General features: G+C 67.5%; 19 protein-coding genes. 12 read left to right on the top strand and 7 right to left on the bottom strand.

Annotated elements, in window-relative coordinates; genetic code table 11:
• Positions 1-22 precede the first annotated feature (22 nt).
• Both ASD72_RS13545 and ASD72_RS13550 read left to right on the top strand, forming a co-directional pair.
• A complete protein-coding gene (locus tag ASD72_RS13545) occupies positions 23-1,720 on the top strand; it encodes a molecular chaperone HscC (protein WP_056880478.1) in 1,698 nt (565 codons plus the stop codon).
• Entirely contained in the window at positions 1,717-2,550 is an 834-nt protein-coding gene (locus ASD72_RS13550) for a hypothetical protein (protein WP_056880479.1), read from the top strand. The genes ASD72_RS13545 and ASD72_RS13550 overlap by 4 nt, the downstream gene beginning before the upstream one ends.
• Before the next feature lie 41 nt (positions 2,551-2,591).
• Here ASD72_RS13550 and ASD72_RS13555 read toward each other — a convergent pair whose 3' ends face one another.
• The 3 genes from ASD72_RS13555 to ASD72_RS13565 are packed head-to-tail and all read right to left on the bottom strand — an operon-like array spanning position 2,592 to position 4,951.
• Positions 2,592-2,840: a DUF6587 family protein gene (locus ASD72_RS13555; protein WP_056880480.1), complete on the bottom strand. Its 249-nt coding sequence runs from the start codon at positions 2,838-2,840 to the stop codon at positions 2,592-2,594.
• A gap of 3 nt (positions 2,841-2,843) precedes the next feature.
• Complete coding sequence (gene feoB, locus ASD72_RS13560) at positions 2,844-4,709, bottom strand: ferrous iron transport protein B (RefSeq protein WP_056880481.1); 1,866 nt, start codon at positions 4,707-4,709, stop codon at positions 2,844-2,846.
• A complete protein-coding gene (locus tag ASD72_RS13565) occupies positions 4,706-4,951 on the bottom strand; it encodes a FeoA family protein (protein WP_056880482.1) in 246 nt (81 codons plus the stop codon). Before ASD72_RS13565 ends, feoB begins: the two co-directional genes overlap by 4 nt.
• A gap of 108 nt (positions 4,952-5,059) precedes the next feature.
• Here ASD72_RS13565 and ASD72_RS13570 point away from each other — a divergent pair, with 108 nt between their 5' ends.
• From ASD72_RS13570 to yeiP, 8 genes are all read left to right on the top strand, one after another.
• Complete coding sequence (locus ASD72_RS13570; protein ID WP_056880483.1) at positions 5,060-5,860, top strand: enoyl-CoA hydratase-related protein; 801 nt, start codon at positions 5,060-5,062, stop codon at positions 5,858-5,860.
• A 4-nt stretch (positions 5,861-5,864) separates the two neighbouring features.
• Positions 5,865-6,266 (top strand): VOC family protein, encoded by a 402-nt coding sequence (locus ASD72_RS13575; RefSeq protein ID WP_056880484.1) that lies wholly within the window; start codon positions 5,865-5,867, stop codon positions 6,264-6,266.
• Positions 6,266-8,257 carry an acetyl/propionyl/methylcrotonyl-CoA carboxylase subunit alpha gene (locus tag ASD72_RS13580; RefSeq protein WP_056880485.1) on the top strand — a complete coding sequence of 664 codons (1,992 nt, stop codon included), beginning with the start codon at positions 6,266-6,268 and terminating at the stop codon, positions 8,255-8,257. Before ASD72_RS13575 ends, ASD72_RS13580 begins: the two co-directional genes overlap by 1 nt.
• A gap of 8 nt (positions 8,258-8,265) precedes the next feature.
• Complete coding sequence (locus tag ASD72_RS13585; protein WP_056880486.1) at positions 8,266-8,874, top strand: hypothetical protein; 609 nt, start codon at positions 8,266-8,268, stop codon at positions 8,872-8,874.
• Complete coding sequence (locus ASD72_RS13590; RefSeq protein WP_056880487.1) at positions 8,871-9,791, top strand: hydroxymethylglutaryl-CoA lyase; 921 nt, start codon at positions 8,871-8,873, stop codon at positions 9,789-9,791. The genes ASD72_RS13585 and ASD72_RS13590 overlap by 4 nt, the downstream gene beginning before the upstream one ends.
• The gene (locus ASD72_RS13595; protein WP_056880488.1) at positions 9,788-12,352 is read left to right on the top strand and encodes an EAL domain-containing protein; all 2,565 of its coding nucleotides are present in this window, start codon (positions 9,788-9,790) and stop codon (positions 12,350-12,352) included. The genes ASD72_RS13590 and ASD72_RS13595 overlap by 4 nt, the downstream gene beginning before the upstream one ends.
• 227 nt (positions 12,353-12,579) lie before the next feature.
• A complete protein-coding gene (locus ASD72_RS13600; RefSeq protein ID WP_056880702.1) occupies positions 12,580-13,350 on the top strand; it encodes an SDR family NAD(P)-dependent oxidoreductase in 771 nt (256 codons plus the stop codon).
• 38 nt (positions 13,351-13,388) lie between these two features.
• Positions 13,389-13,955 (top strand): elongation factor P-like protein YeiP, encoded by a 567-nt coding sequence (yeiP, locus tag ASD72_RS13605; RefSeq protein ID WP_056880489.1) that lies wholly within the window; start codon positions 13,389-13,391, stop codon positions 13,953-13,955.
• Positions 13,956-13,962: 7 nt separating this feature from the next.
• Here the strand turns inward: yeiP and ASD72_RS13610 are convergent, their stop codons facing one another.
• From ASD72_RS13610 to ASD72_RS13620, 3 genes are all read right to left on the bottom strand, one after another.
• Positions 13,963-15,753 (bottom strand): DUF4105 domain-containing protein, encoded by a 1,791-nt coding sequence (locus ASD72_RS13610; protein ID WP_056880490.1) that lies wholly within the window; start codon positions 15,751-15,753, stop codon positions 13,963-13,965.
• The gene (locus ASD72_RS13615; protein WP_056880491.1) at positions 15,753-16,052 is read right to left on the bottom strand and encodes a DUF2388 domain-containing protein; all 300 of its coding nucleotides are present in this window, start codon (positions 16,050-16,052) and stop codon (positions 15,753-15,755) included. Before ASD72_RS13615 ends, ASD72_RS13610 begins: the two co-directional genes overlap by 1 nt.
• Positions 16,053-16,132: 80 nt before the next feature.
• On the bottom strand, positions 16,133-17,527 hold the full coding sequence (locus tag ASD72_RS13620) for an FAD-binding oxidoreductase (protein WP_056880492.1): 1,395 nt from the start codon (positions 17,525-17,527) through the stop codon (positions 16,133-16,135).
• Positions 17,528-17,720: 193 nt separating this feature from the next.
• On the opposite strand from ASD72_RS13620, the gene serA reads away from it, so the two are divergent.
• Positions 17,721-18,962 (top strand): phosphoglycerate dehydrogenase, encoded by a 1,242-nt coding sequence (serA, locus tag ASD72_RS13625; RefSeq protein WP_056880493.1) that lies wholly within the window; start codon positions 17,721-17,723, stop codon positions 18,960-18,962.
• Positions 18,963-18,965: 3 nt separating this feature from the next.
• On the opposite strand, the gene ASD72_RS13630 is transcribed toward serA, so the two are convergent.
• Positions 18,966-19,523 (bottom strand): NUDIX hydrolase, encoded by a 558-nt coding sequence (locus tag ASD72_RS13630; RefSeq protein ID WP_056880494.1) that lies wholly within the window; start codon positions 19,521-19,523, stop codon positions 18,966-18,968.
• Positions 19,524-19,676: 153 nt separating this feature from the next.
• On the opposite strand from ASD72_RS13630, the gene ASD72_RS13635 reads away from it, so the two are divergent.
• Complete coding sequence (locus ASD72_RS13635) at positions 19,677-21,221, top strand: amino acid permease (RefSeq protein WP_056880495.1); 1,545 nt, start codon at positions 19,677-19,679, stop codon at positions 21,219-21,221.
• Positions 21,222-21,226: the final 5 nt, after the last annotated feature.

The following is a 21,226-nucleotide window of genomic DNA, read 5'->3' on the forward strand; positions in this document are numbered from 1 at the left end:
AAGGATGCCAGCAGGGGGCTGGATGATCGTCGGTATCGATCTGGGGACTACGCATTCGCTGGTGGGCGTTTACGAGGACGGCGCGCCTCGACTGATTCCGAACGCGCTGGGCAAGTTACTGACGCCATCGGTGGTCAGCGTCGGGGAGGATGGGACCATCTTGGTCGGGGATGCCGCCCGGGATCGGCTCATCAGCCATCCACAAGCCAGTGTCGCCAGCTTCAAGCGATGGATGGGCTCCCGGCGGGAAACACGCTTGGGCCAGCGCGCCTATCTCCCGGAAGAATTGTCAGCGCTGGTGATCCGCTCGCTGCTTGATGATGCCGAGGTCGCGCTGGGTCATCGACCGCAGGAAGCGGTCATCAGTGTGCCGGCGTACTTCAGCGATGCGCAGCGCCGCGCCACCCGACGGGCCGGCGAACTGGCCGGCGTGCGTGTGGAGCGACTGATCAACGAGCCCACCGCCGCCGCTTTGGCTTACGGCCTGGCGCAGAAGCTCGACGACGCCCACGTCCTGGTCCTCGATCTCGGGGGCGGCACGTTCGACGTGTCCATTCTGGAGCTGTTCGATGGCGTGGTGAAGGTCCATGCCAGCGCCGGCGACAACTACCTCGGCGGCGACGATTTCACTGAGGCGATCGAGAAGCACTGGCTGAGCGAAAATGAACTTCGCGGTGAGGCGCTGAAGCCCCACGAAGCCAGCCAACTGCGTCAACGTGCGGAGGCCGCCAAACGAACCCTCGCGATGGGCCAGCCCGCAGAAGTCGCTTTGTACGTTGACGGCAAACTCTACTCGCTGAGCTTAGACGAGAGCGGCTTCGAGCAGATCGTGGCGCCGCTGGTGACGCGCATGCGCTCTCCGATAGAGCGAGCGATGCGCGACGCGGGCCTGCGCGGCGGGGACCTGGCCGAGGTGGTCATGGTCGGCGGCGCGTCCCGCATGCAGCAGTTGTCAAAGCTGGCCGCGCGTCTGCTGGGCAGGCTTCCGTTGCGGCATGTGGCGCCGGATGAAGCCATCGCCCATGGCGCCTGCGTGGCCGCTGGGCTGAAGGCCCGCGACGAGACCCTCGAAGAAATCATTCTGACCGATGTGTGCCCGCACTCCCTGGGCGTGGCGGTCAGCATGGAGCTTGGCCAAGGCATGCGAAGCCACGGGCATTTCGACCCCATCATCGAACGCAACTGCACTGTGCCGGTAAGCAGGGTCCGCGAGTACTTCCCAGTGCACGACCAGCAGAACGCGATCACGCTGCGTGTCTACCAGGGTGAGAATCCCTGGGCCGAGAACAACATTGCGCTAGGGGAACTGGAAGTACCGGTGCCCCCTGGCGCGACACAGGAACGGGGTGTCGATGTGCGCTTCACCTACGACATCAATGGTGTTCTCCAGGTGGAAGCGCGTGTGCAGAAGACGGGCATCGTGCGCGAATTGCTGCTGATGCAGGGTGACGGCGGCCTGAGCGAAGAAGAGGCGCGCAAGCGCCTTGCCGAACTTGCGGGACTGAAGACGCATCCGCGCGACGAGCAGCCGAACATCGCGGCGCTAGCCCGGGCCGAGCGCCTCTACGTGGAATCGCTGGGCGACGAACGCCGTCATGTGCAAGGATTGATCGTGGAGTTCCAAGCAGCGCTCGCCACACAAGACAAGGCTTTCGTCGCACGCCAGCGTGACGCGCTGCTGCAGGCGTTGGATCAGTACGAGACGCGCGGCCCCCTATGACGGAAAGCGCATGGGACATCCTCGGCATCGAAGAGTCCGTCGACAGCCGCGCCATCCGCCGGGCATACGCCGCGCGCCTCAAGACCACGCGACCGGAAGACGATGCCGTCGGGTTCCAACTCCTGACCGATGCTTACGAGTGGGCCATGGGCGATGCGCGTCGGCGTTCTGTCGAGCCCCCCGGCACGACTCAGGCGCCTTCGACGGAACCCCCACCCGTGCCGCCGGCCGGATACGCCGAGGCCACCCCGGATACGGTGCTGCCCGAACTGGGCCGCGCCCTGGAGCCCTCCGCGCCTGTCCCGTCCGCCGATTCGGAGCCGACCTCCTCGGGCGATGACGGCTTCCCGTTCGGGCCGTTCTTCAGCGCCCTGGCCGACCACATCCGCGAGCGCGATCCAAAGCATCTTCGCCTCTGGTTGGACGAACACCCGGACCTGTACTCACTTGAGCTCAAGTGGGCTTTGATGCCGCATGTCTTCGATACGCTCGCACACAATGCGAGCTTGCTGGACCCACATCGCGGACATCTGGAAACGCTGACGGAATTCTTCGGCGTCGACGCGAGGCTGCGGCGCCATCCGGCTGTGGCGCCTGCCCTGGATTTCCTCGAACGCGCGCAGTGGCGGCAGGAGGTCGCTTCGCCGTCCGCGTCATCGATGCCCAAAGGTTGGGAGAATCTTGCCAACGTTCTGGACGATGCCCGGCAAGGCCCGCCGCGCCCGCGCAAGCCGATCCAGTCGACGTGGGCAACGAAGATCGCGGACTACTGGTGGGTGCTCTTCTTGATCCTGCTCCTTGGCAAGCTAGGCCGACTCTTCAGCCAGTAGCCATTGGCGCCCGGACTACAAGGAATCGGATTCGAAACCCTTCAACCGCACCCGTCGCAACCACCGCAATCCTTGCCGCCGATCCGCCCGTTCACGAGGCTGCCGGCGGGTGCGATCCATCGCCCCAACGCGTGTTGCCATTTCGCTCGCCCCTCGCGCAGCAGCGGCAGTGCCATCGCGATCCGCGCCTTGCGCAGCGGGCCGGGAAACTGCTTCTTCAGCACCACCCACACGCTGGCCACCACCAGGAGGGCGATGATGGCGTACTGCAGGGCGAGCGACGGGTCCATGGCTCAGCCGCCACCCAGGGCGCTGGCGACCTGGTAGGTCAGCAGCGAGGCCAGGTAGGCCAGTGCGAACAGGTAGAACGTCGCGAAGCCCATCTGCTTCCACGAGTTGGTCTCGCGTTTGATGGTCGCCAGCGTGGAAATGCACATCGGCGCATAGATGAACCAGACCAGCAGCGACAGCGCGGTGGCCAGCGACCAGCCGTCGCTGATGACCGGTGTCAGCGCCTGGATCGCCGCGTCGTCATCCGCGGCCGAGAGCGCGTAGATCGTGGCCAGCGAAGACACCGCGACTTCGCGTGCCGCCAGACCGGGGATCAGCGCGATGCAGATCTGCCAGTTGAACCCCAGCGGCGAGAAGAACACCGCCATGGCGTGGCCGATGCGGCCAGCGAAGCTGTAGTCGATCGCCGGCCCGATCGCGCCCTCCGGCGGTGCCGGGAAGTTGAGCAGGAACCACAGCAGGATGGTCAGCGCCAGGATGATGCCGCCGACGCGCTTGAGGAAGATCATCGCGCGCTCCCACAGGCCGATCAGCAGGTCGCGCGGGTGCGGGATGCGGTACGAAGGCAATTCCAGCAGCAACGCATGCTCGCTCTTGTCGCGACGCCATTTCTTCATCACCCAGGAGACGACCAGCGCGCTGACGATGCCGGCGGCGTACAGGCCGAACAGCACCAGGCCCTGCTGGTTGAAGACGCCCCACACGGTCTTCTGCGGGATGAACGCGCCGATCAACAGCGCATAGACCGGCAGCCGAGCCGAGCAGGTCATCAGCGGCGCGACCAGGATCGTCGCCAGACGATCACGCGGGTCCTGGATGCTGCGCGTGGCCATGATGCCGGGGATGGCGCACGCGAAACTCGACAGCAACGGGATGAACGAACGACCCGAAAGACCGGCGGAAGCCATCATGCGGTCGAGCAGGAACGCGGCGCGTGGCAGGTACCCGCTTTCCTCGAGCGCGAGGATGAACGCGAACAGGATCAGGATCTGCGGCAGGAACACGATCACGCCGCCGAGACCGGCGATGATGCCCTCCACCAGCAGGCTGTTGAGCGGCCCTTCCGGCAGGAAGGCCCCTGCCCACTCGCCCAGAGCGCCCGTGCCCGCTTCGATCAGGTCCATCAGCGGCGTTGCCCAGGCGTACACCGCCTGGAAGATCAGGAACATCACCACCGCCAGCGCCAGCAGGCCGAACACCGGATGCAGCAACCAGCGGTCCAGCGCATCGTCGACCTTCGCGGTGCGGGTCGGCATGCTGACTGCCAACGACAACAGGCGGCGCGTTTCCGCGTGCAGGTCCGCGCCTTCGGCGAGACGCACGGTGGGCTCATGCGGCCGCGCCGCGGTGCGGTCGATCTGCTCGATCAGCGCACGCGCGCCGTTGTGCTTCACGGCCACGGTCTCGACGACCGGCACGCCCAGCTCGCGCTCCAGCGCGGCGAGGTCGATGGCGATGCCGCGGCGCTGCGCCGCATCCATCATGTTCACCGCGAGGATCATCGGCTTGCCGAGTTCGCGCACTTCCAGCGCGAAGCGCAGGTGCAGGCGCAGGTTGGTGGCGTCAACGACGCAGACGAGCACGTCGGGCGCGGCTTCGCCCGGATAGAAGCCACGGCAGACATCGCGGGTGACGGCTTCGTCCAGGCTCGCCGCGTGCAGGCTGTACGCGCCAGGCAGATCGAGGACGGCGTACTGGCGACCCGACGCCGCGGACTGCAGGCGGCCTTCCTTGCGCTCCACGGTCACGCCGGCATAGTTGGCCACCTTCTGGCGGCTGCCGGTCAGCTGGTTGAACAGCGCGGTCTTGCCGCAGTTCGGATTGCCGACCAGCGCCAGCCGCAACGTCGATGCTTCGGCCGCGCTCATGCGCCGGCTCCGTTGCGCAAGCGGATGCGCGCAGCTTCGGAACGGCGCAGCGCGAAGCGGGTGAAGCCGACCTGCACCAGCAACGGCTCGGCGCCCAGCGGTCCCTTCGCGACCACTTCGACTTCCTCGCCATTGACGAAGCCCAGTTCGCGCAGGCGACGGGCGATCGAATCCTGGGGACCGTGGTCTTCCACGGTGTCGACGATGGCGGGGGTACGCGAAGGCAGCTCTGTCAGGATCACGCCGGGCTCTCAAATGCGAACTATTCTCATTGTAGCATCGCCGCAGTGCAGGAAGGCCGCAACGCAGCGTGCCGTTATCATTCAGCGACTTCGCAAGGAACGGTCGCAATGGCGGAATCCCCGCAGGAACACCCCCTCGTGCTGGAACGCACCGGCGCCATCGCCCGCCTGCGGCTGGACCGCCCCGCCCTCCACAACACCTTCGACGCCGCGCTGATCTCCGCCCTGACCACGGCACTGGAACAGGTGGCCGCCGACCCCGGTATCCGCGTCGTCGTGCTCGAAGGCGGTGGCGCCTCGTTCTCCGCTGGCGCCGACCTGAACTGGATGCGCGGCATGGCCTCGGCCAGCGAGGCCGCCAACCGCGAGGACGCTCTCGCCCTCGCCCGCCTCATGCGCACGCTGGACGAACTGCCCAAGCCGACGATCGCCCGCGTGCACGGTGCGGCCTTCGGCGGTGGCGTGGGGCTGGTCGCCTGTTGCGATATCGCCATCGGCGTGCCGGCGGCGAAATTCGGCCTGACCGAAAGCAAGCTGGGCCTGCTGCCTGCGGTGATCTCGCCTTACGTGATCGCGGCGATCGGCGCGCGCGAGGCCCGACGCTGGTTCGCAACAGCGGAGATCTTCGATGCGGCCACGGCGCTGCGGATCGGCCTGCTGCATGACGTCGTCGACCCGGATGCACTCGATGCCGCCATCGAACGACAGATTGGCCTGTTGCTGAAGGCCGGGCCGCTGGCGGCCGCCGGCGCGAAGCGGCTGGTCGCACGCATCGCGGCCACCGCCGACCGGGACCGCGCCGACAGCGACAACGCCGATCTGATCGCCCGCCTGCGGGTCTCTCCGGAAGGACAGGAAGGCCTGTCCGCCTTCCTCGACAAGCGCACGCCCGGTTGGGCCAAGGAGTGAAGCGATGATCGACCATCTCGGCATCGAAGTCGCCGACTACGCGCGCAGCCGCGCGTTCTACGCCCGCGTGCTTGCGACCCTCGGTTACGGGGTCGTCATGGAAGTCACCCGCGAAATGACCGGTGGCTATGAAGGCTGCGGTTTCGGGCCACCCAGCCGGCCGCACTTCTGGGTCGGCAAGGGCAGCGGCGAACCCGGCCGCGGCTCGCATATCGCGTTCACGGCAGGCAGCCGCGCGCAGGTCGACGCCTTCCACGCCGAGGCACTGGCCGCCGGCGCGCGCGACAACGGCGCGCCCGGTCTGCGCCCGCATTACCACCCGAACTACTACGGCGCCTTCGCCATCGATCCGGACGGCCACAACATCGAAGCCGTCTGCCACCTGCCCGCGGACACCGACGCCTGATGTTCTCCAAGATCCTGATCGCCAACCGCGGCGAAATCGCCTGCCGCGTCATCCGCACCTGCCGCAGGCTGGGCATCGCCACCGTGGCCGTTTATTCCGAGGCCGACGCCGATGCGCAGCACGTGCGCCAAGCCGACGAGGCCTACCTCATCGGCGGCCCGCGCCCCGCCGACAGCTACCTGCGCGGCGATGCGGTGATCGCGGCGGCGAAAACCTCCGGCGCGCAGGCCATCCACCCCGGCTACGGCTTCCTGTCGGAAAACGCGGACTTCGCCGAGGCCGTCGCGGCGGCGGGGCTGGTGTTCATCGGGCCCTCCGGTGCATCGATGCGCAAGATGGGCAGCAAGGCGGGCGCGAAGGAGTTGATGGCGGCAGCGGGCGTTCCCGTGGTGCCGGGATACACCGGCGAGGACCAGTCGCCGAACACGCTGTCGCGTGAAGCGGCGCGCATCGGCTTCCCGCTGATGATCAAGGCGGCCCACGGCGGCGGCGGCAAGGGCATGCGCGTGGTGCACCGGCTGGAGGAATTCATCGCCCAACTGGAGAGCTGCCAGCGCGAAGCCGCCAACGCCTTCGGCCGCGACCGCGTGCTGCTGGAGCGCTACGTGTCCTCGCCCCGCCACATCGAGATCCAGGTATTCGCCGATGCGCACGGCCACACGTTGCACCTCAACGAACGCGAGTGTTCGGCGCAGCGCCGTTACCAGAAGGTGCTCGAGGAATCGCCCTCGCCGTTCCTGACCCCCGCGCTGCGCACCGCAATGGGCGATGCCGCGGTGAAGGCCGCACAGGCCATCGACTACGTCAATGCAGGCACGGTGGAATTCATCGTCGATCCCGACGGGCAGTTCTACTTCATGGAGATCAACACGCGCCTGCAGGTGGAGCATCCGGTCACCGAACTGGTCACCGGCCTGGACCTGGTGGAGTGGCAGCTGCGCGTCGCGGCGGGCGAGCCGTTGCCGCTGGCGCAGGACGATATCCGCCAGCAGGGCCATGCGATCGAGGTGCGCCTTTACGCCGAGGACCCGGAAGCGGGTTTCCTGCCCGGCTCCGGCCGCCTTGAGCGGCTCGCGCTTCCGCCGCCGTCGCAGGGGGTGCGGATCGATGCCGGCGTGGTGGAAGGCGACACGGTGACGATCTTCTACGACCCCATGATCGCCAAGCTCATCGTCCACGGCGCGGACCGGCCCGAAGCGCTCGGCCGCCTGCGCGAAGCGCTGGCCCAGTGCGATATCGCAGGCCCGAAATCCAACATCGCGTTCCTGGAACGGCTGGCGCGCCACCCGGCCGTCACCGAGGGCCGGATCGACACCGGCTACCTGGACCGGCATCTGGACGAGTTCATGCCGGCACCGGCACTGCCGGGCGGGCACCGGGTCGCGATCGCCGCGGCCGAACTGCTGCGCCAGGAAGCCGATGCGCACGCCGGCGCCGCGCGCAGCAGCGAGCCCGGCTCGCCCTGGGCGGTCACCGACGGTTGGCGGCTGGGCCATGCGGGCGCACGACCGCTGGCGTTCCAGTACCGGGGCGAGACCTGGGAAGGCCGGGCGCATGGCCACGGCGGCCGATACCGCATCGCATTGGACGATGGTCAGCATGAGGTGGAGGACGCGCGCCTGACCGGCGACGTGCTCGGATTGCGTATTCATGGAGAGGCGCGGCGATTCCGCGTCCTGCGGCACGGCGCCCGGCTGACGCTGCACGATGGGGAACGACGGACGACGGTGGAGACGGTGCCTGCCTACCGGCGCGCGGATGCGGCCGAGGCGTCGGGCAACGGGAAGATCGTCGCGCCGATGCCGGGGCGCGTGGTACTGGTGAAGGCGCGGCCCGGCGATGCGGTGGTGGCCGGACAGGAGTTGCTGGTGATGGAAGCGATGAAAATGGAGCTTGCCGTCAAGGCGCCGCGCGACGGCGTGGTGGCGGAGGTGCGCGCCTCGGCCGGCGACTTCGTCGAAGCCGACACCGTCCTCGTGGCGCTCGAATGAGGGCCGCCATGACGCCGATGCGCCGGTTGGCCACCGTCATCCTGGCGGCCAGCCTGCTGGGTGGATGCGTCATGTTCGAACAAGCCCCTGCCCCCCTGGCCTGCGATCCGGCCCTGGTCGGGCGCTGGATTCCGTTATCCGACAGCCCGCAGGACCGGGTGCCGCTGGGCAAGGACGACTACGCGGACGTCGATGCCCAATGCCACGTCCGCCTCCGCGACAACAACCGTCGCGACGAACCGAGCTTCGATGCGCTCGGCTTCGAGGTGGACGGTGACCGCTACCTCGCCCTCGGCTTCAAGGAACTGGAAGGCCTGTTCGGCACCGGCAAGGAGGCGCCCCCGACACCCAAGGGCATGCCGGCCGGTGCCGTCACGTTACTGAAATACCGCATCCATGACGATACGCTGCAGATCGCGATGCTCGACACGGTGACCATCATGCAGCGCGTCCAACAGGGCAGCCTCAAGGCCCGCGAGACCGACGCCAGCACCTACCTGTTCGAAGGCGACCCCCGCCGGCTGCGCGATCTGTTGCGCCGGTATCCGGAGCTGTTCGAAGCGTTCGACGGCAAGGCCAAGACATTGCGCATGCAACGCGCGAAGGCGGGCACATGACGCCTCCCTCGCCAACGCCCGCCGGAGACTTCGTCCGCATCGTCGAAGTCGGTCCGCGCGATGGTCTGCAGAACGAGAAGGCGCAAGTCGCGACCGCCGACAAGGTGGAGCTGATCGACCGCCTGACGCGCACCGGCCTGCTGAGCATCGAGGCGACGAGCTTCGTCAGCCCGAAATGGGTTCCACAACTCGCCGATGCCGCCGAAGTGTTCTCGGCCATCCACCGGCGACCGGGCACGGCCTATCCGGTGCTCGTCCCGAACGAGACCGGCTACGACCGCGCGCGCGCCGTGGGCGTGGAGGAAGTGGCCGTCTTCACCGCGGCCTCGGAAGCATTCAACCGGAAGAACATCAACGCCTCGATCGACGAGTCCATCGAGCGTTTCCGCCCGGTGCTGGCACGCGCCGCGAACGATGGCATCAGGGTGCGCGGTTATGTCTCCACCGTGCTCGGTTGCCCCTACCAGGGCGACGTGCCTCTGACGGACGTGGTGCGGGTAGCGAAACAGCTGCATGCCTTGGGCTGCTATGAGATCTCGCTGGGCGACACCATCGGCGTGGGCACACCGCACAAGGCGGCGGACATGCTGAAGGCCGTCGCCGCAGAAGTACCGATGGCGGCGCTGGCGGTGCATTTCCACGATACCTATGGCCAGGCCCTGGCGAACCTGCTGGCCTGCCTGGACGTGGGCGTGCGCGTCGTCGATGCCGCGGTGTCCGGCGCGGGCGGCTGCCCCTACGCCAAAGGCGCCAGCGGCAACGTGGCCAGCGAAGATGTGGTCTACCTGCTGCACGGCCTGGGCCTGCGTACGGGCGTGGACCTGGACCTGCTGGCCGACACCGGCCGCTGGCTGGCGGCGCGACTCGGCCGCGAAACCGGCAGCCGCGTGGGCAAGGCATTGGCGGCGGCCGCATGAATCACGACGCGGCCAGCGAGGGTCTCGACCTGGCGGCACTCGTCGCCGCGCTGGAACGCGCCGTGGCCGAACGCGGCACCGACGACGCCACCGCCCTGCTCCTGCGGCAGGCACGCGATGCGCTGCTCGCCAAGCAGCGGGAAGCCGACACCGAGCGTTCGCGGTACCGCAACCTGTTCGATGCCGTCCCCGATCCGGTCAGCATCATCGCCGAAGACGGCACGGTGCTGGACCTCAACAAGGCGGGCATGTCGGCTTACAAGCGCCCGCCCGAGGAAATCGTCGGGCGCAACATCAACGTGCTCAACCCGGATTTGCCGCGCGACCACCTGGTGCCGGTGTGGGAAACGCTGAACCGCGGCGAGACCTATGTCATCGAAGTCACCAACATGCGCGGCGACGGGACGCGGTTCCCCGTCGAAGTGCACTCGGCGAACATCAACTTCGACGGCCGCAAGAGCATCGTGGCCGTCGCGCGCGACATCAGCAGCCGCCGGCTCGCGGAGCTGCGCTACCGCGAGTTGATGGAAACCATCGACAAAGGGATCGTGGTGAACGGCCGCGACCTCGTCGTGCAGTACTGCAACGGTGCCGCCATGCGCATTTTCGGCATCCGCGAAGACCAGCGCGTCGGCCAGGAACTCGCGCTGGACCGCTGGCATGTCGTCGACGAGCACGGCCGCGAGATGCAACGCCAGGAGCTGCCGGCGCAACGTGCGCTGGATAGCGGGCAGATGGTGGAGAGCGTGCTGCTGGGCATGTACCACCGCGAGCGCAAACACCTGATCTGGGTCACCGCGACGTCGGTGCCGCAGTTCGCGCCGGGCGAGAGCCGTCCGTCGCAGGTGACGACCCTCTTCAGCGACGTCACCGAGCTCAAGCGCGACAGCGCGCTGTTCGACCGTGCGCAGTCGCTGGCCCACATCGGCGGCTGGGAATGGGACATCGGGCGCGACCGCATGTACCTGACCGACGAGGCGCAGCGGATCCTCGGCGCCGCGCGCCCGTTGATCACCCTGGACGATGTGCTGACCTGCCTGCGCGAATCCGACCGTCGGCGACTGCGCGGTGCGCTGAACCTGATCACCGGCGGCGGCAAGGGCTTCGACCTGGAGTTGCAGGGCACGCAGGCCGACGGTCACCCGTTCTGGATCCGCGTGATCGGCGATGCCGAGCCTGGCGATCCCGGCGCGTCGCGCATCACCGGCACCATGCAGGACATCTCGCAGGACAAGCAGGCGGAGGAAACGCTGCGCATCCAGGCGCGCACCGATCCGCTGACCGGCCTGATGAACCGCGACGCCGTGCTGACCGAACTCGGCGCGCGCCTGAGCGACCCCGAACGCGCGCAGGTCGCGGTGCTCTACATCGACCTCGACCGTTTCAAGATGGTCAACGACGTGCTGGGCCACAACGCGGGCGATGAACTGCTCGTGCAGGCCTCCGACCGCATCCGCGGCGCGGTCGGTACCGACGGCATGATCGCCCGCTTCGGCGGCGACGAGTTCCTGGTCATCTGCGATGCCGGCGATAACCCGCAACTGCCCGAACACCTGGCGCATGCGGTGCTGGGGGCATTCGCCGACTCCTTCCGTTTCGGCAAGGACGAATTCGCCATCACCGCCAGCATCGGCCTGGCGGTGGCGCCGGGCGACGGCCTGCGCCCGCAACAGCTGATCCAGAATGCCGACATCGCGATGTACGACAGCAAGCATCGCGCGCGCAACGGCTGGCAGAGCTTCACCCAGGAGCTGGCGCAACGGCAGCAGGACCGGATGCAGATCGAGACGCAGCTCCGGCGCGCGGTGGACAACGAGGAGTTCCGGCTCGTCTACCAGCCGCAGGTCGACCTGCGCAACGGCCACATCATCGCCGCCGAAGCACTGATCCGCTGGCAGAACCATCAACTGGGCGAATTGCGTCCCGACGTGTTCATCAGCCATGCGGAGACGACCGGCGATATCGTGCGGATCGGCAGCTGGGTACTGCGCGAGGCCTGCCGCCAGGTGGCCGCATGGCGCGACCAGGGCCTGGGCATCGTGCGGGTCGCGGTGAACGTGTCGTATCGCCAGTTCGCCGGCGATGACCTCGCCGACCGGGTGCGCGCGATCCTCGCCGAGTTCGACCTGCCCGGCGCTGCCCTGGAACTGGAATTCACCGAACGCGTTCTCATCGAGGACGCGCCGGCCACGCTGCGCACCTTCGCCGACCTGCGCCACTTGGGCGTGATGCTGACCATCGACGACTTCGGCGAAGGCTACAGCGCGCTCAACTACCTTCGCCGCCTGCCCATCCACGGCCTGAAGCTCAGCCCGCTGTTCACCGAGGGCGTACCCAACAACCGCTCCGACGTGGCGGTCTGCCAGGCGGTCTCGGCGATCGCGCGCAGCCTGGGGCTGGGCCTGGTGGCGGAGGGCGTGGAGTCCGAGGCGCAGCGCCAGTTCCTGCTCAACCTGGGCGTTCCGGTCGGCCAGGGCTTCCTGTTCGCACCGGGGCTCTCGCCGGACGAGTTCGCACGCCGGCTGGCCGATACCCCGCTGGAGCGCGCATTGCACGCTTGAGGCGGCCGATTTCTGTAGGAGCGACGTAAGTCGCGACCGGAAACCTTCCTCTCCAGCGCCCCTTCCGCAAAGCGGCACGTCCTGGATCGTCGCAGTTCCGGCGTCGCCAAGAAGTCCTGTCTGCTTTGGTTCACGGTCGCGACTTACGTCGCTCCTACAGGGAGGCGATGGCGCCCAGCTCCCCACCATCGCGTAAAATGCCGGCTTTTCCGCAGCAGGTCCGCCGCATGCAGCTTTCCGATACCCGCGCCGTCATCACCGGCGGCGCCTCCGGCCTGGGACTGGCCGTCGCCCGCCATCTGGTCCGCCATGGCGGCAAGGTCGCCCTGTTCGACGTCAACGACGACAAGGGTGCTGCCGCCGTCGCCGAACTGGGGGAAGGCAACGCGCGCTATGTCCGTACCGACGTGACCGACGAAGCGGGTGTCGTCGCGAACATCGCGGCAGCCAGGGAATTCCTGGGCGGGCTGAACGCCGCGATCAATTGCGCCGGCATCCTTGGCGCCGGTCGCGTGCTCGGCAAGGAAGCACCGATGCCGCTGTCCACGTTCCAGGCCACCGTGATGGTGAACCTGGTGGGCAGCTTCAACGTCGCCAAGGCGGCCGCGGACGCGATGCAGCACAACACCCCGAATGCCGACGGCGAGCGCGGCATCATCGTCAACACGGCAAGCGTGGCCGCGTACGAAGGCCAGATCGGCCAGGCGGCCTATTCGGCGTCGAAGGGCGGCGTGGTGGGCATGACCCTGCCGATGGCGCGCGAGTTGTCGCGCTTCGGCATCCGCGTGATGACCGTGGCACCCGGCATCTTCTGGACCCCGATGGTCGATGGCATGCCGGACGCGGTGCAGCAGTCGCTCAGTGCTTCGATCCCCTTCCCGTCCCGCCTGGGCAAGCCGGAAGAGTTCGCCGACCTGGTCGCCTACATCCTCGGCAATCCCTATCTCAACGGCGAAACCATCCGCCTGGACGGCGCCGTGCGACTGGCGCCGAAGTAAGCCCGCTCCCTCTTTCCTTTCCTACCTACGGTCCAACCATGAAGGCTTTTGACATCAAGAAGGGCAACGTCGTCGAACACAACGGTGGCGTGTACCAGATCCGCGACATCGAGCGCAGCTCGCCGCAGGGTCGCGGCGGCAACGTGCGCTTCCGCTTCATCATGTACAGCGTGCCGGGCGGCAACAAGCTGGATGCCAGCTTCGATGCCGACGACAACCTGAGCGAAGTGGAGCTGCTGCGCCGCCAGGCGACGTATTCCTACAAGGACGGCGATGCGTTCGTATTCCTCGATGACGAGGACTACACGCCCTACACCCTGGACGCGAACGTGATCGGCGACGATGCCGGCTACATCACCGATGGCCTGAGCGGTTGCTACGTGCAGGTGATCGACGAACTGCCGGTCGCGCTGCAGTTGCCGCAGCACGTGACGCTGGAAGTCGTGGAGACACCGCCGGAACTGAAGGGCGGCACCGCCACCAAGCGCCCCAAGCCGGCCAAGCTCAGCACGGGCATCGAGATCATGGTGCCGGAGTACATCACCAACGGCGAGCGCATCCTGGTCTACACGACCACCGGCGAGTTCGGCGGCCGCGCGGACTGATCCGCGGTTACGACGCGCCTGCCGCGGCCAACGCCCGCAGGCGCGTACCGATCGCGTCCACGTTGGATTCGATCCCGCGCAGGGCTTCCCGCTGCTCTTCGGGAAGCCAGCGCTCCAGGTCCTTGCGCAGGGCGGCATCCTCGCCCCGAAGCCGGTCGACACGCGCCCGCGCCTCCACGCCGATGCGCGCGCGCTCGTCCGATTGCGGCAATCCGTAGCCCTCCGCTGCGAGTTCGGCGGGCCGGCTGACGAAGCTGGTGTCTCCCAGCCACGCCCTCAACGCCTGCACCGCGCCTGCGGCGTCTTCCGGCGCATTGCGCCCGAGATAGCGTCGTTTCAGCTCATCGCGCAACAGCAACTGCTGCCTGCGCAGCGCGGCATTCTCCAGCACGAGCAAAGCCGCGCTCGCCTTCAGATCCGCCTGCGACAACCACGGCGTGCGCGCCTCCGGCGCCAGCGCCAGCCACGCCTGTGCATCGCGTTGCGGCAGCGCCAGTGCCTCGCGCGCGACCGCAAACAGGGTGTCGTAGCGTGCGCTCATGGGCTCGAAGTAATAGCCGAGACGGCGCGCCTGTTCGCCATCTTCGAGGACGCGGCGGTCCGCGATGCCCGCACGCTCCAGTTTCTTCAACAGGCCTGTCGGCGTGATGCTCGCCAATGGCTCACCGGCAAGCCGCGGCACGCCATCATGCAGCAGCTTCCACGTTTCCACGGCGCAGTTGTTGCTGATGAAGTAGTAACGTCCGTCATAGCTCCAGTGGAGTTGCGCGGCACGCTCCAGCAGCGAGGCGATCTCGTTCCGCTGGAGCCGCAGCGGAATGGATTGCAGGCCACGCAGTTCGATCTTCGTGTATTCCTCGATCACCTGGTCCAGCGGCAGCAGGAACAACCGCGAAGGATACGAACCCGTCAACCCGCGCCAGCCCGAGATCTGCACATCGCCCACGAAAGCGCGGAACGACAGCACGCGATGATGGGCGAGGTCCAGCCGGCAATCAGGCCCTGGCGCACGACCCGGTGCACAGACCACCAGCCTCAACATGCTGTGGCCCCAGCGGCTCATCGCCTCGGTATTGCCCTCGGCCAGCAGGTAGTCCACCTCGTAGACGCGTGCGGGCTCCAGGGCCAGCAGCGACGCATCCCCGCGCGCCGCATCCGCTTCAAGAAAAGGCAGTCCCGCCGCGCACTCGGCCGCTGTGGCCGGCTCGCCGAAATGCGATGCGAAATACCGGTGCAGCGCCGGACGCCGGCACGCGTAGCTGCCGTCCAGCACGAAGTGCTCGAGGTTGACGGCGACGAACTCGGACGGCCGCGTCAGCTCGTAGGTATCGGGGCTCCGGGCGGTGAAATCATTACGGCTGCGCCGGCCTGCGACACGGAACACACTGCGCTGCCAACCGGCCAGGTCGCGCAGGTGCGGATCAGCGGACAGCACGTTGCGATGCGTGCGGTCGTAGGCGTGGGCGAGTTCGTGGACGAGCGCCTTGCGCGCCGGGAGGCCGTGCGGGTCGTCCAGCAATGCACGATCAAGCCACAGCCGGCGGCCGACGCGGCGGCCCTGCACGTCGTGCGGTAGATCGCCGCGCCACCCCAGGACCAGGTCTCGCGGCAATCCTTCCCGCCATGTCCGCGGCAGACGGACGAGGACATCGTCGACGAGCGCCTGCGTGGACGCGACCTGCGCCGCATCGAGCCCCGCAGGATCGACGCGGATGGCGAAGGCGGGGATCGCGTGGCCCAGCAACGCACAGGCAAGCGCCACGCCGATGCGCCGGCCCCATGGCCGACGCGGGAACATCAACGCGCCAGGATGGCCTGGGCCAGCTGCATGTCGCTGGCACGGCGCGCGGCCTCGTCGGTCTCGCGCAGGTGGCGCAGCGCAGCCTCGAGCTGTGCGCCGCGGATGCGGCCGTTGCTGGCGACGAAGCTGGCCGCGTCTTCGCGGGCCTGCAACACGATCTTGTCGTCGCCGGACGAGCTGTCGGAGGACGCCGACGAGCCGGCGGACGATGCGCCCGCGGAACTGCCGGCAAAACTGCCAGCCAGGGCGGGAACGGAAAGCGCCAGCAACACGCCGGCCAGGATGAAACGGGACATGGATGCTTCCGGAGGGGACGCCGTCACCGGCGCGGTGCGCAAAGCCTACCTGCAATCGGCGTACGCAGGATGAACCCGCATCACTCTTGCGTGTCGAACAGCTTGCCGGGATTCATCAGGCCATTGGGGTCCAGCACACGCTTCACGCCGCGCATCACCGCGATTTCTTCCGGGCTGCGCGTGCTTTCCAGATAGCCCTTCTTCACCAGGCCGATGCCGTGCTCGGCCGAGATACTGCCGCGATGACGCTGCAGCGAAGCGGCCAGCAGCTTGGTCACCTGCTCGCACTGGGTGACGAAGTCGGCATCGCCCACATCGTCGGGCTTCAGCACGTTGATGTGCAGGTTGCCGTCGCCGATGTGGCCGAACCAGACCACGTCGAATTGCGGATAGGCCTCGCCCAGCAAGGCCTGGGTCTCGGCGAGGAAGGCCGGCATGGCGGAAATGCGCACCGACACGTCGTTCTTGTAAGGCTTGTAGCGCGCCAGCGCTTCGGTGATGCCTTCGCGCAGGCGCCACAGCTGCGCGGCCTGCGCATCGGACTGGCTGATCACGCCATCGCTGACCCAGCCCTGCTCCATGCAGGCCTCGAAGGCGGCCATCGCGGCAGCTTCCTTCGCGTCGTCGCCGATGGCGAACTCGGTGACCACGTAGTACGGATGCACCTCGTCGAAGGGCTTCTGCGCGCCATGCGACAGCACGTGCTCCAGCGCGCGGTCGGTGAAGAATTCGAAGGCTTCCAGCTGAAGGCGCTCGCGGAACGCCGCGAAGACCTGCATCAACACCTCGAACGACGGTAGCGCCAGCAGCATGACGTTGGTCGGCGGTGGCGGATCGGTCAGGCGGACGGTCGCTTCGACCACCACGCCCAGCGTGCCCTCGGATCCGATGAACAGATGCCGCAGGTCGTAGCCGCTCGAATTCTTGATGAGCGCCTTGTTGAGCTCCAGTACGTCGCCGGCGCCGGTGACCACTTTGAGGCCCGCGATCCATTCGCGCGTGTTGCCGTAGCGGATCACCCGGATGCCGCCGGCATTGGTGGCGATGTTGCCGCCGATGGCGCAGGAGCCACGCGCGGCGAAATCCACCGGATACACCAGGCCATGGTCGCGCGCCGCGTTGTGCAGGGCTTCCAGCGGCATGCCGGCCTGCACGGTGAGCGTGCGGTCCACGGCGTTGAAATCGAGCGCCTGGTTCATGCGCTCCAGGCTGAGCACCAGTTCCCCGTTCGCCGCGACAGCACCGCCGGACAGGCCGGTGCGACCGCCCGAGGGCACGACGGCGACGCGATGCGTGTTGGCCCACTGCACGATGGCCTGCACTTCCTCGACAGTGGCCGGCAAGGCGATGGCCAGCGGAGCGGGCGTCCAGCGCCGGGTCCAGTCGCGGCCGTAGTGTTCGAGGTCGGCGGGATCGGTCTTCAGGCGCAACCCGGGGGCGGCGTCGAGCAGGGCTTGCAGGCGCGGATCGCTCATTGCATGGGTGGATCTTCGGGGGCGCTCAGGGTGCCAGCGATGCTGCGCTGCGTCCAGCCGACGCAAGGTTCGTTTCAGGGGCAACCAAGACGGAAAAGCAGCAACCGAGCATTCCATTCCGCGCTGCAGCATCGGGGGCGTGCATCTGGCATAGTGACGACCCTTTCCCTCCCCCGTTTGCGACCTTCCCGCAATGTCGAACAAGAAGACCTCGTACCCGAAGCAGGACATCCGCGTGCTGTTGCTGGAGGGGGTCAGCCCGACTGCGGTGGAGACCTTCCGCGCGGCGGGCTATTCGCAGATCGAGTTCCACGAGAAATCGCTGCCGGAAGCCGAACTCAAGCAGCGCATCGCCGAGGCGCACATCGTCGGCATCCGTTCGCGCACCCACCTCACCGAAGACGTCCTGGCGCAGGCGCGCCGGTTGATCGCGGTGGGCTGCTTCTGCATCGGCACCAACCAGGTCGACCTGGAAGCCGCCGAACTGGCCGGCATCCCGGTCTTCAATGCGCCCTACTCCAACACCCGCAGCGTGGCCGAGCTGGTCATCGCGCAGGCCATCCTGCTGATGCGCGGCATTCCGCAGAAGAACGCCGAATGCCATCGCGGCGGCTGGAGCAAGTCCGCCGCAGGCAGCCACGAAGTGCGCGGCAAGACCCTCGGCATCATCGGCTACGGCCATATCGGCACCCAGGTCGGCGTGCTCGCCGAGTCGCTGGGCATGCACGTGCTCTTCCACGACATCGAGACCAAGCTCTCGCTCGGCAATGCGCGCCCTGCGATCAGCCTGGACGACCTGCTGGCACTGAGCGACGTGGTGACCCTGCACGTGCCGGAAACGGCGGCGACCAAGGACATGTTCGGTGCGGCGCAGATCGCGAAGATGAAGCGCGGCGCGCACCTGATCAACGCCTCGCGCGGCACCGTGGTCGACATCGACGCGTTGGCGGACGCCCTGAAGTCCGGCCAGGTCGGCGGCGCGGCGGTGGACGTGTTCCCGGTGGAGCCCAAGGGCAACGCGGAGTCGTTCGAATCGCCGTTGCGCGGGCTGGACAACGTCATCCTGACACCGCACGTCGGCGGTTCCACGCTGGAAGCGCAGGACAACATCGGCATCGAAGTGGCCGCCAAGCTGGTCCGCTACAGCGACAACGGCAGCACGCTGTCGGCGGTGAACTTCCCCGAGGTCACCCTGCCCGGCCACGACGGCAGCCGCCGCATCATGCACATCCACCGCAACGTGCCGGGCGTGCTGTCGCAGATCAACGACATCTTCCGCGACCGTGGCATCAACATCGACGGCCAGTTCCTGCGCACCGACCCCAAGGTCGGTTACGTGGTCATCGATGTCACCGCCGACGAAGAGCAGACCACCAGCCTGCGCGAGGCGATGGCGGCCATCCCGGGCACGCTGCGCGTGCGCGTGCTGTACTGACGCTCACCCCGCGTCGCGCGCCAGCCACTTGCGGGCCATGCGGCTGAGCGATTCATCGGGCTCGTCGGCGATGGGCGCGACTTCGCGCCAGGCCAGGTCCAGCGATTCCTCGCTGACGACGTAATCTTCGCTGCCGCCGGCACGCACGACATAGCGCACGTCGTAGTGCCAGTGGCCCGGGACGTCCTTGCGTTCCGGGATCCAGTGCCGGTCCAGGTCGAAGATGCCGCCCTCCACGCTGAGATCCACGAGGCCTGATTCCTCTTCGGCCTCCTTCAGCGCGACCTGGGCCATGTCGATGTCGCCATCGGCGTGTCCACCCAGCTGCAACCAGCGCCCGAGCTTGCGATGGTGCGTCAGCAGGGTCCGCCGCCCATCGGCGCTGACCAGCCAGGCGCCGCCGGTCAGGTGGCCTTCCAGCCTGTCGCGGGAGGAGGGATCGGAGGGATCCGCCAGCAGTTCGAGGAACTGGTCCACCACGGCGGTTTCATGCGGCCAGCGCTGGCGATAGGCCTGCAATTGCGCCGATAGAGAGGAAAAGCGGACCGGAATCGGCGCCATGGCGACTGCAATAATGAACAGGGGAGCGGCATTATCGCCGCGTGAAGGTTGCTTGTGTCACCGAAGCCAATGCGGGTAATGTTCCGGAAATATTGACCGTGGCTGTGTTGTCGCCCCGGTCCCGCCAGCCGCCAGACCCCGGGGACGAACCTGATGCTGTTTCAGCGCCGAAAGCCGCTTGACCTGATTCTCCAGACCGCCGCCAAACGCTCGCTTTCCCGCCAATTGGGCGCCTTCGATCTGACCATGCTGGGTATCGGCGCCGTGATCGGCACCGGCATCTTCGTGCTGACTGCGGTGGCGGCCAACAAGGCCGGCCCGGGCATGATGTACAGCTTCATCATCGCCGGCGCGGTCTGCGCCCTGACGGCACTGATCTACTCCGAAATCGCGGCCATGGTCCCGGTCTCGGGCTCGGCCTACACCTATTCCTACGCTGTCCTGGGCGAAGTCCTGGCCTGGATGGTCGGCTGGGCGCTGATCCTGGAGTATGCGGTCGCCGCCGGCGCCGTCTCCGTGGGATGGTCCGGTTACGCGAACGGCTTCCTCGCCCACCATGGGGTCGGGTTGCCCGATGTCCTGACAGCGGGGCCGTTCTGGGTCGAACACGTCAAGGACCAGGGCGCCGTGATCCACATGGTGGACGGCGTGACCCACAAGGGCGGCTTCAACCTGATCGCCTTCCTGCTGGCGCTGCTGGTGACGTGGCTGCTCGTGCTGGGCACCAGCAAATCGGCGAAGGTCACCGCTGTGCTGGTGGCCATCAAGATCGTCGCACTGATGGCCTTCATCGCCCTGGCCTTCCCGCAGGTGCAGAGCGCCAACTTCGAACCGATGCTGCCGAACGGCTGGGGCACCCCGCTGTCCGGCGTCGGCGTGCTCGGCGCCGCGGCGTCGATCTTCTTCGCCTACGTGGGTTTCGATGCCGTCTCCACGGCGGCCGAGGAAACCAAGAATCCGAACCGCAACATCCCGATCGGCCTGATCGGTTCGCTCGCCGTCTGCACGGTGATCTATCTGTTGGTGGCCTATACGGCGATCGGCTCGATGGGCGCCCAACCGGGTGGCCCGCTGTCCGGCAGCAAGGAGCCGCTGGCGTTCGTGCTACGCGAGATCGGTTATTCGTGGTGGGGCGACGCCGTGGGCTTCGCTGCCATCCTGGCGCTGCCGTCGGTCGTGCTGATGATGATGTTCGGCCAGACCCGCATCCTGTTCACCATGTCGCGCGACGGCCTGCTGCCGGACAAGCTGGCTTCGGTGCACCCGAAGTACAAGACCCCGCACGTCATCACCTGGATCACCGGTATCTTCGTGGCGTTCTTCGCCGCGCTGTTTCCGGTCGACATCCTGGCGGACATCTCCAATGCCGGCACCCTGTTCGCCTTCGCCGCCGTCGCCGTCGGTGTGATGGTGCTGCGCCGGACCGAGCCGGGCCGCGCACGTCCGTTCAAGACCCCGATGATCTGGATCGTCGGTCCGCTGGCGGTGTTCGGCAGCGCCCTGCTGTTCTTCAGCCTGGGCTGGAACCCGACCATCAAGTTCTTCTGCGTGTGGGCCATCGTCGGCCTGATCGTGTACTTCGGCTATGCGCGTCGCCGCAGCCACCTGGCGCCCGGCAACGAGCACCTGCTGCACGGCCACGGCGACAAGCTCGAGGCCGACCCGCTGGTGCAGGAAGGCCCGAACGCCGGCCCCTGATCCAG

This window comes from Pseudoxanthomonas sp. Root630 (assembly GCF_001427585.1).
Classification (GTDB): Bacteria; Pseudomonadota; Gammaproteobacteria; order Xanthomonadales; family Xanthomonadaceae; genus Pseudoxanthomonas_A.

Excerpts from the sequence above, each read along its gene's own strand:
- ASD72_RS13545 (WP_056880478.1), top strand. The coding sequence starts at position 23 with ATGATCGTCGGTATCGATCTGGGGACTACGCATTCGCTGGTGGGCGTT.
- ASD72_RS13550 (WP_056880479.1), top strand. The coding sequence starts at position 1,717 with ATGACGGAAAGCGCATGGGACATCCTCGGCATCGAAGAGTCCGTCGAC.
- ASD72_RS13555 (WP_056880480.1), bottom strand. The coding sequence starts at position 2,840 with ATGGACCCGTCGCTCGCCCTGCAGTACGCCATCATCGCCCTCCTGGTG.
- feoB (WP_056880481.1), bottom strand. The coding sequence starts at position 4,709 with ATGAGCGCGGCCGAAGCATCGACGTTGCGGCTGGCGCTGGTCGGCAAT.
- ASD72_RS13570 (WP_056880483.1), top strand. The coding sequence starts at position 5,060 with ATGGCGGAATCCCCGCAGGAACACCCCCTCGTGCTGGAACGCACCGGC.
- ASD72_RS13575 (WP_056880484.1), top strand. The coding sequence starts at position 5,865 with ATGATCGACCATCTCGGCATCGAAGTCGCCGACTACGCGCGCAGCCGC.
- ASD72_RS13580 (WP_056880485.1), top strand. The coding sequence starts at position 6,266 with ATGTTCTCCAAGATCCTGATCGCCAACCGCGGCGAAATCGCCTGCCGC.
- ASD72_RS13585 (WP_056880486.1), top strand. The coding sequence starts at position 8,266 with ATGACGCCGATGCGCCGGTTGGCCACCGTCATCCTGGCGGCCAGCCTG.
- ASD72_RS13590 (WP_056880487.1), top strand. The coding sequence starts at position 8,871 with ATGACGCCTCCCTCGCCAACGCCCGCCGGAGACTTCGTCCGCATCGTC.
- ASD72_RS13595 (WP_056880488.1), top strand. The coding sequence starts at position 9,788 with ATGAATCACGACGCGGCCAGCGAGGGTCTCGACCTGGCGGCACTCGTC.
- ASD72_RS13600 (WP_056880702.1), top strand. The coding sequence starts at position 12,580 with ATGCAGCTTTCCGATACCCGCGCCGTCATCACCGGCGGCGCCTCCGGC.
- yeiP (WP_056880489.1), top strand. The coding sequence starts at position 13,389 with ATGAAGGCTTTTGACATCAAGAAGGGCAACGTCGTCGAACACAACGGT.
- ASD72_RS13610 (WP_056880490.1), bottom strand. The coding sequence starts at position 15,753 with ATGTTCCCGCGTCGGCCATGGGGCCGGCGCATCGGCGTGGCGCTTGCC.
- ASD72_RS13615 (WP_056880491.1), bottom strand. The coding sequence starts at position 16,052 with ATGTCCCGTTTCATCCTGGCCGGCGTGTTGCTGGCGCTTTCCGTTCCC.
- ASD72_RS13620 (WP_056880492.1), bottom strand. The coding sequence starts at position 17,527 with ATGAGCGATCCGCGCCTGCAAGCCCTGCTCGACGCCGCCCCCGGGTTG.
- serA (WP_056880493.1), top strand. The coding sequence starts at position 17,721 with ATGTCGAACAAGAAGACCTCGTACCCGAAGCAGGACATCCGCGTGCTG.
- ASD72_RS13630 (WP_056880494.1), bottom strand. The coding sequence starts at position 19,523 with ATGGCGCCGATTCCGGTCCGCTTTTCCTCTCTATCGGCGCAATTGCAG.
- ASD72_RS13635 (WP_056880495.1), top strand. The coding sequence starts at position 19,677 with ATGCTGTTTCAGCGCCGAAAGCCGCTTGACCTGATTCTCCAGACCGCC.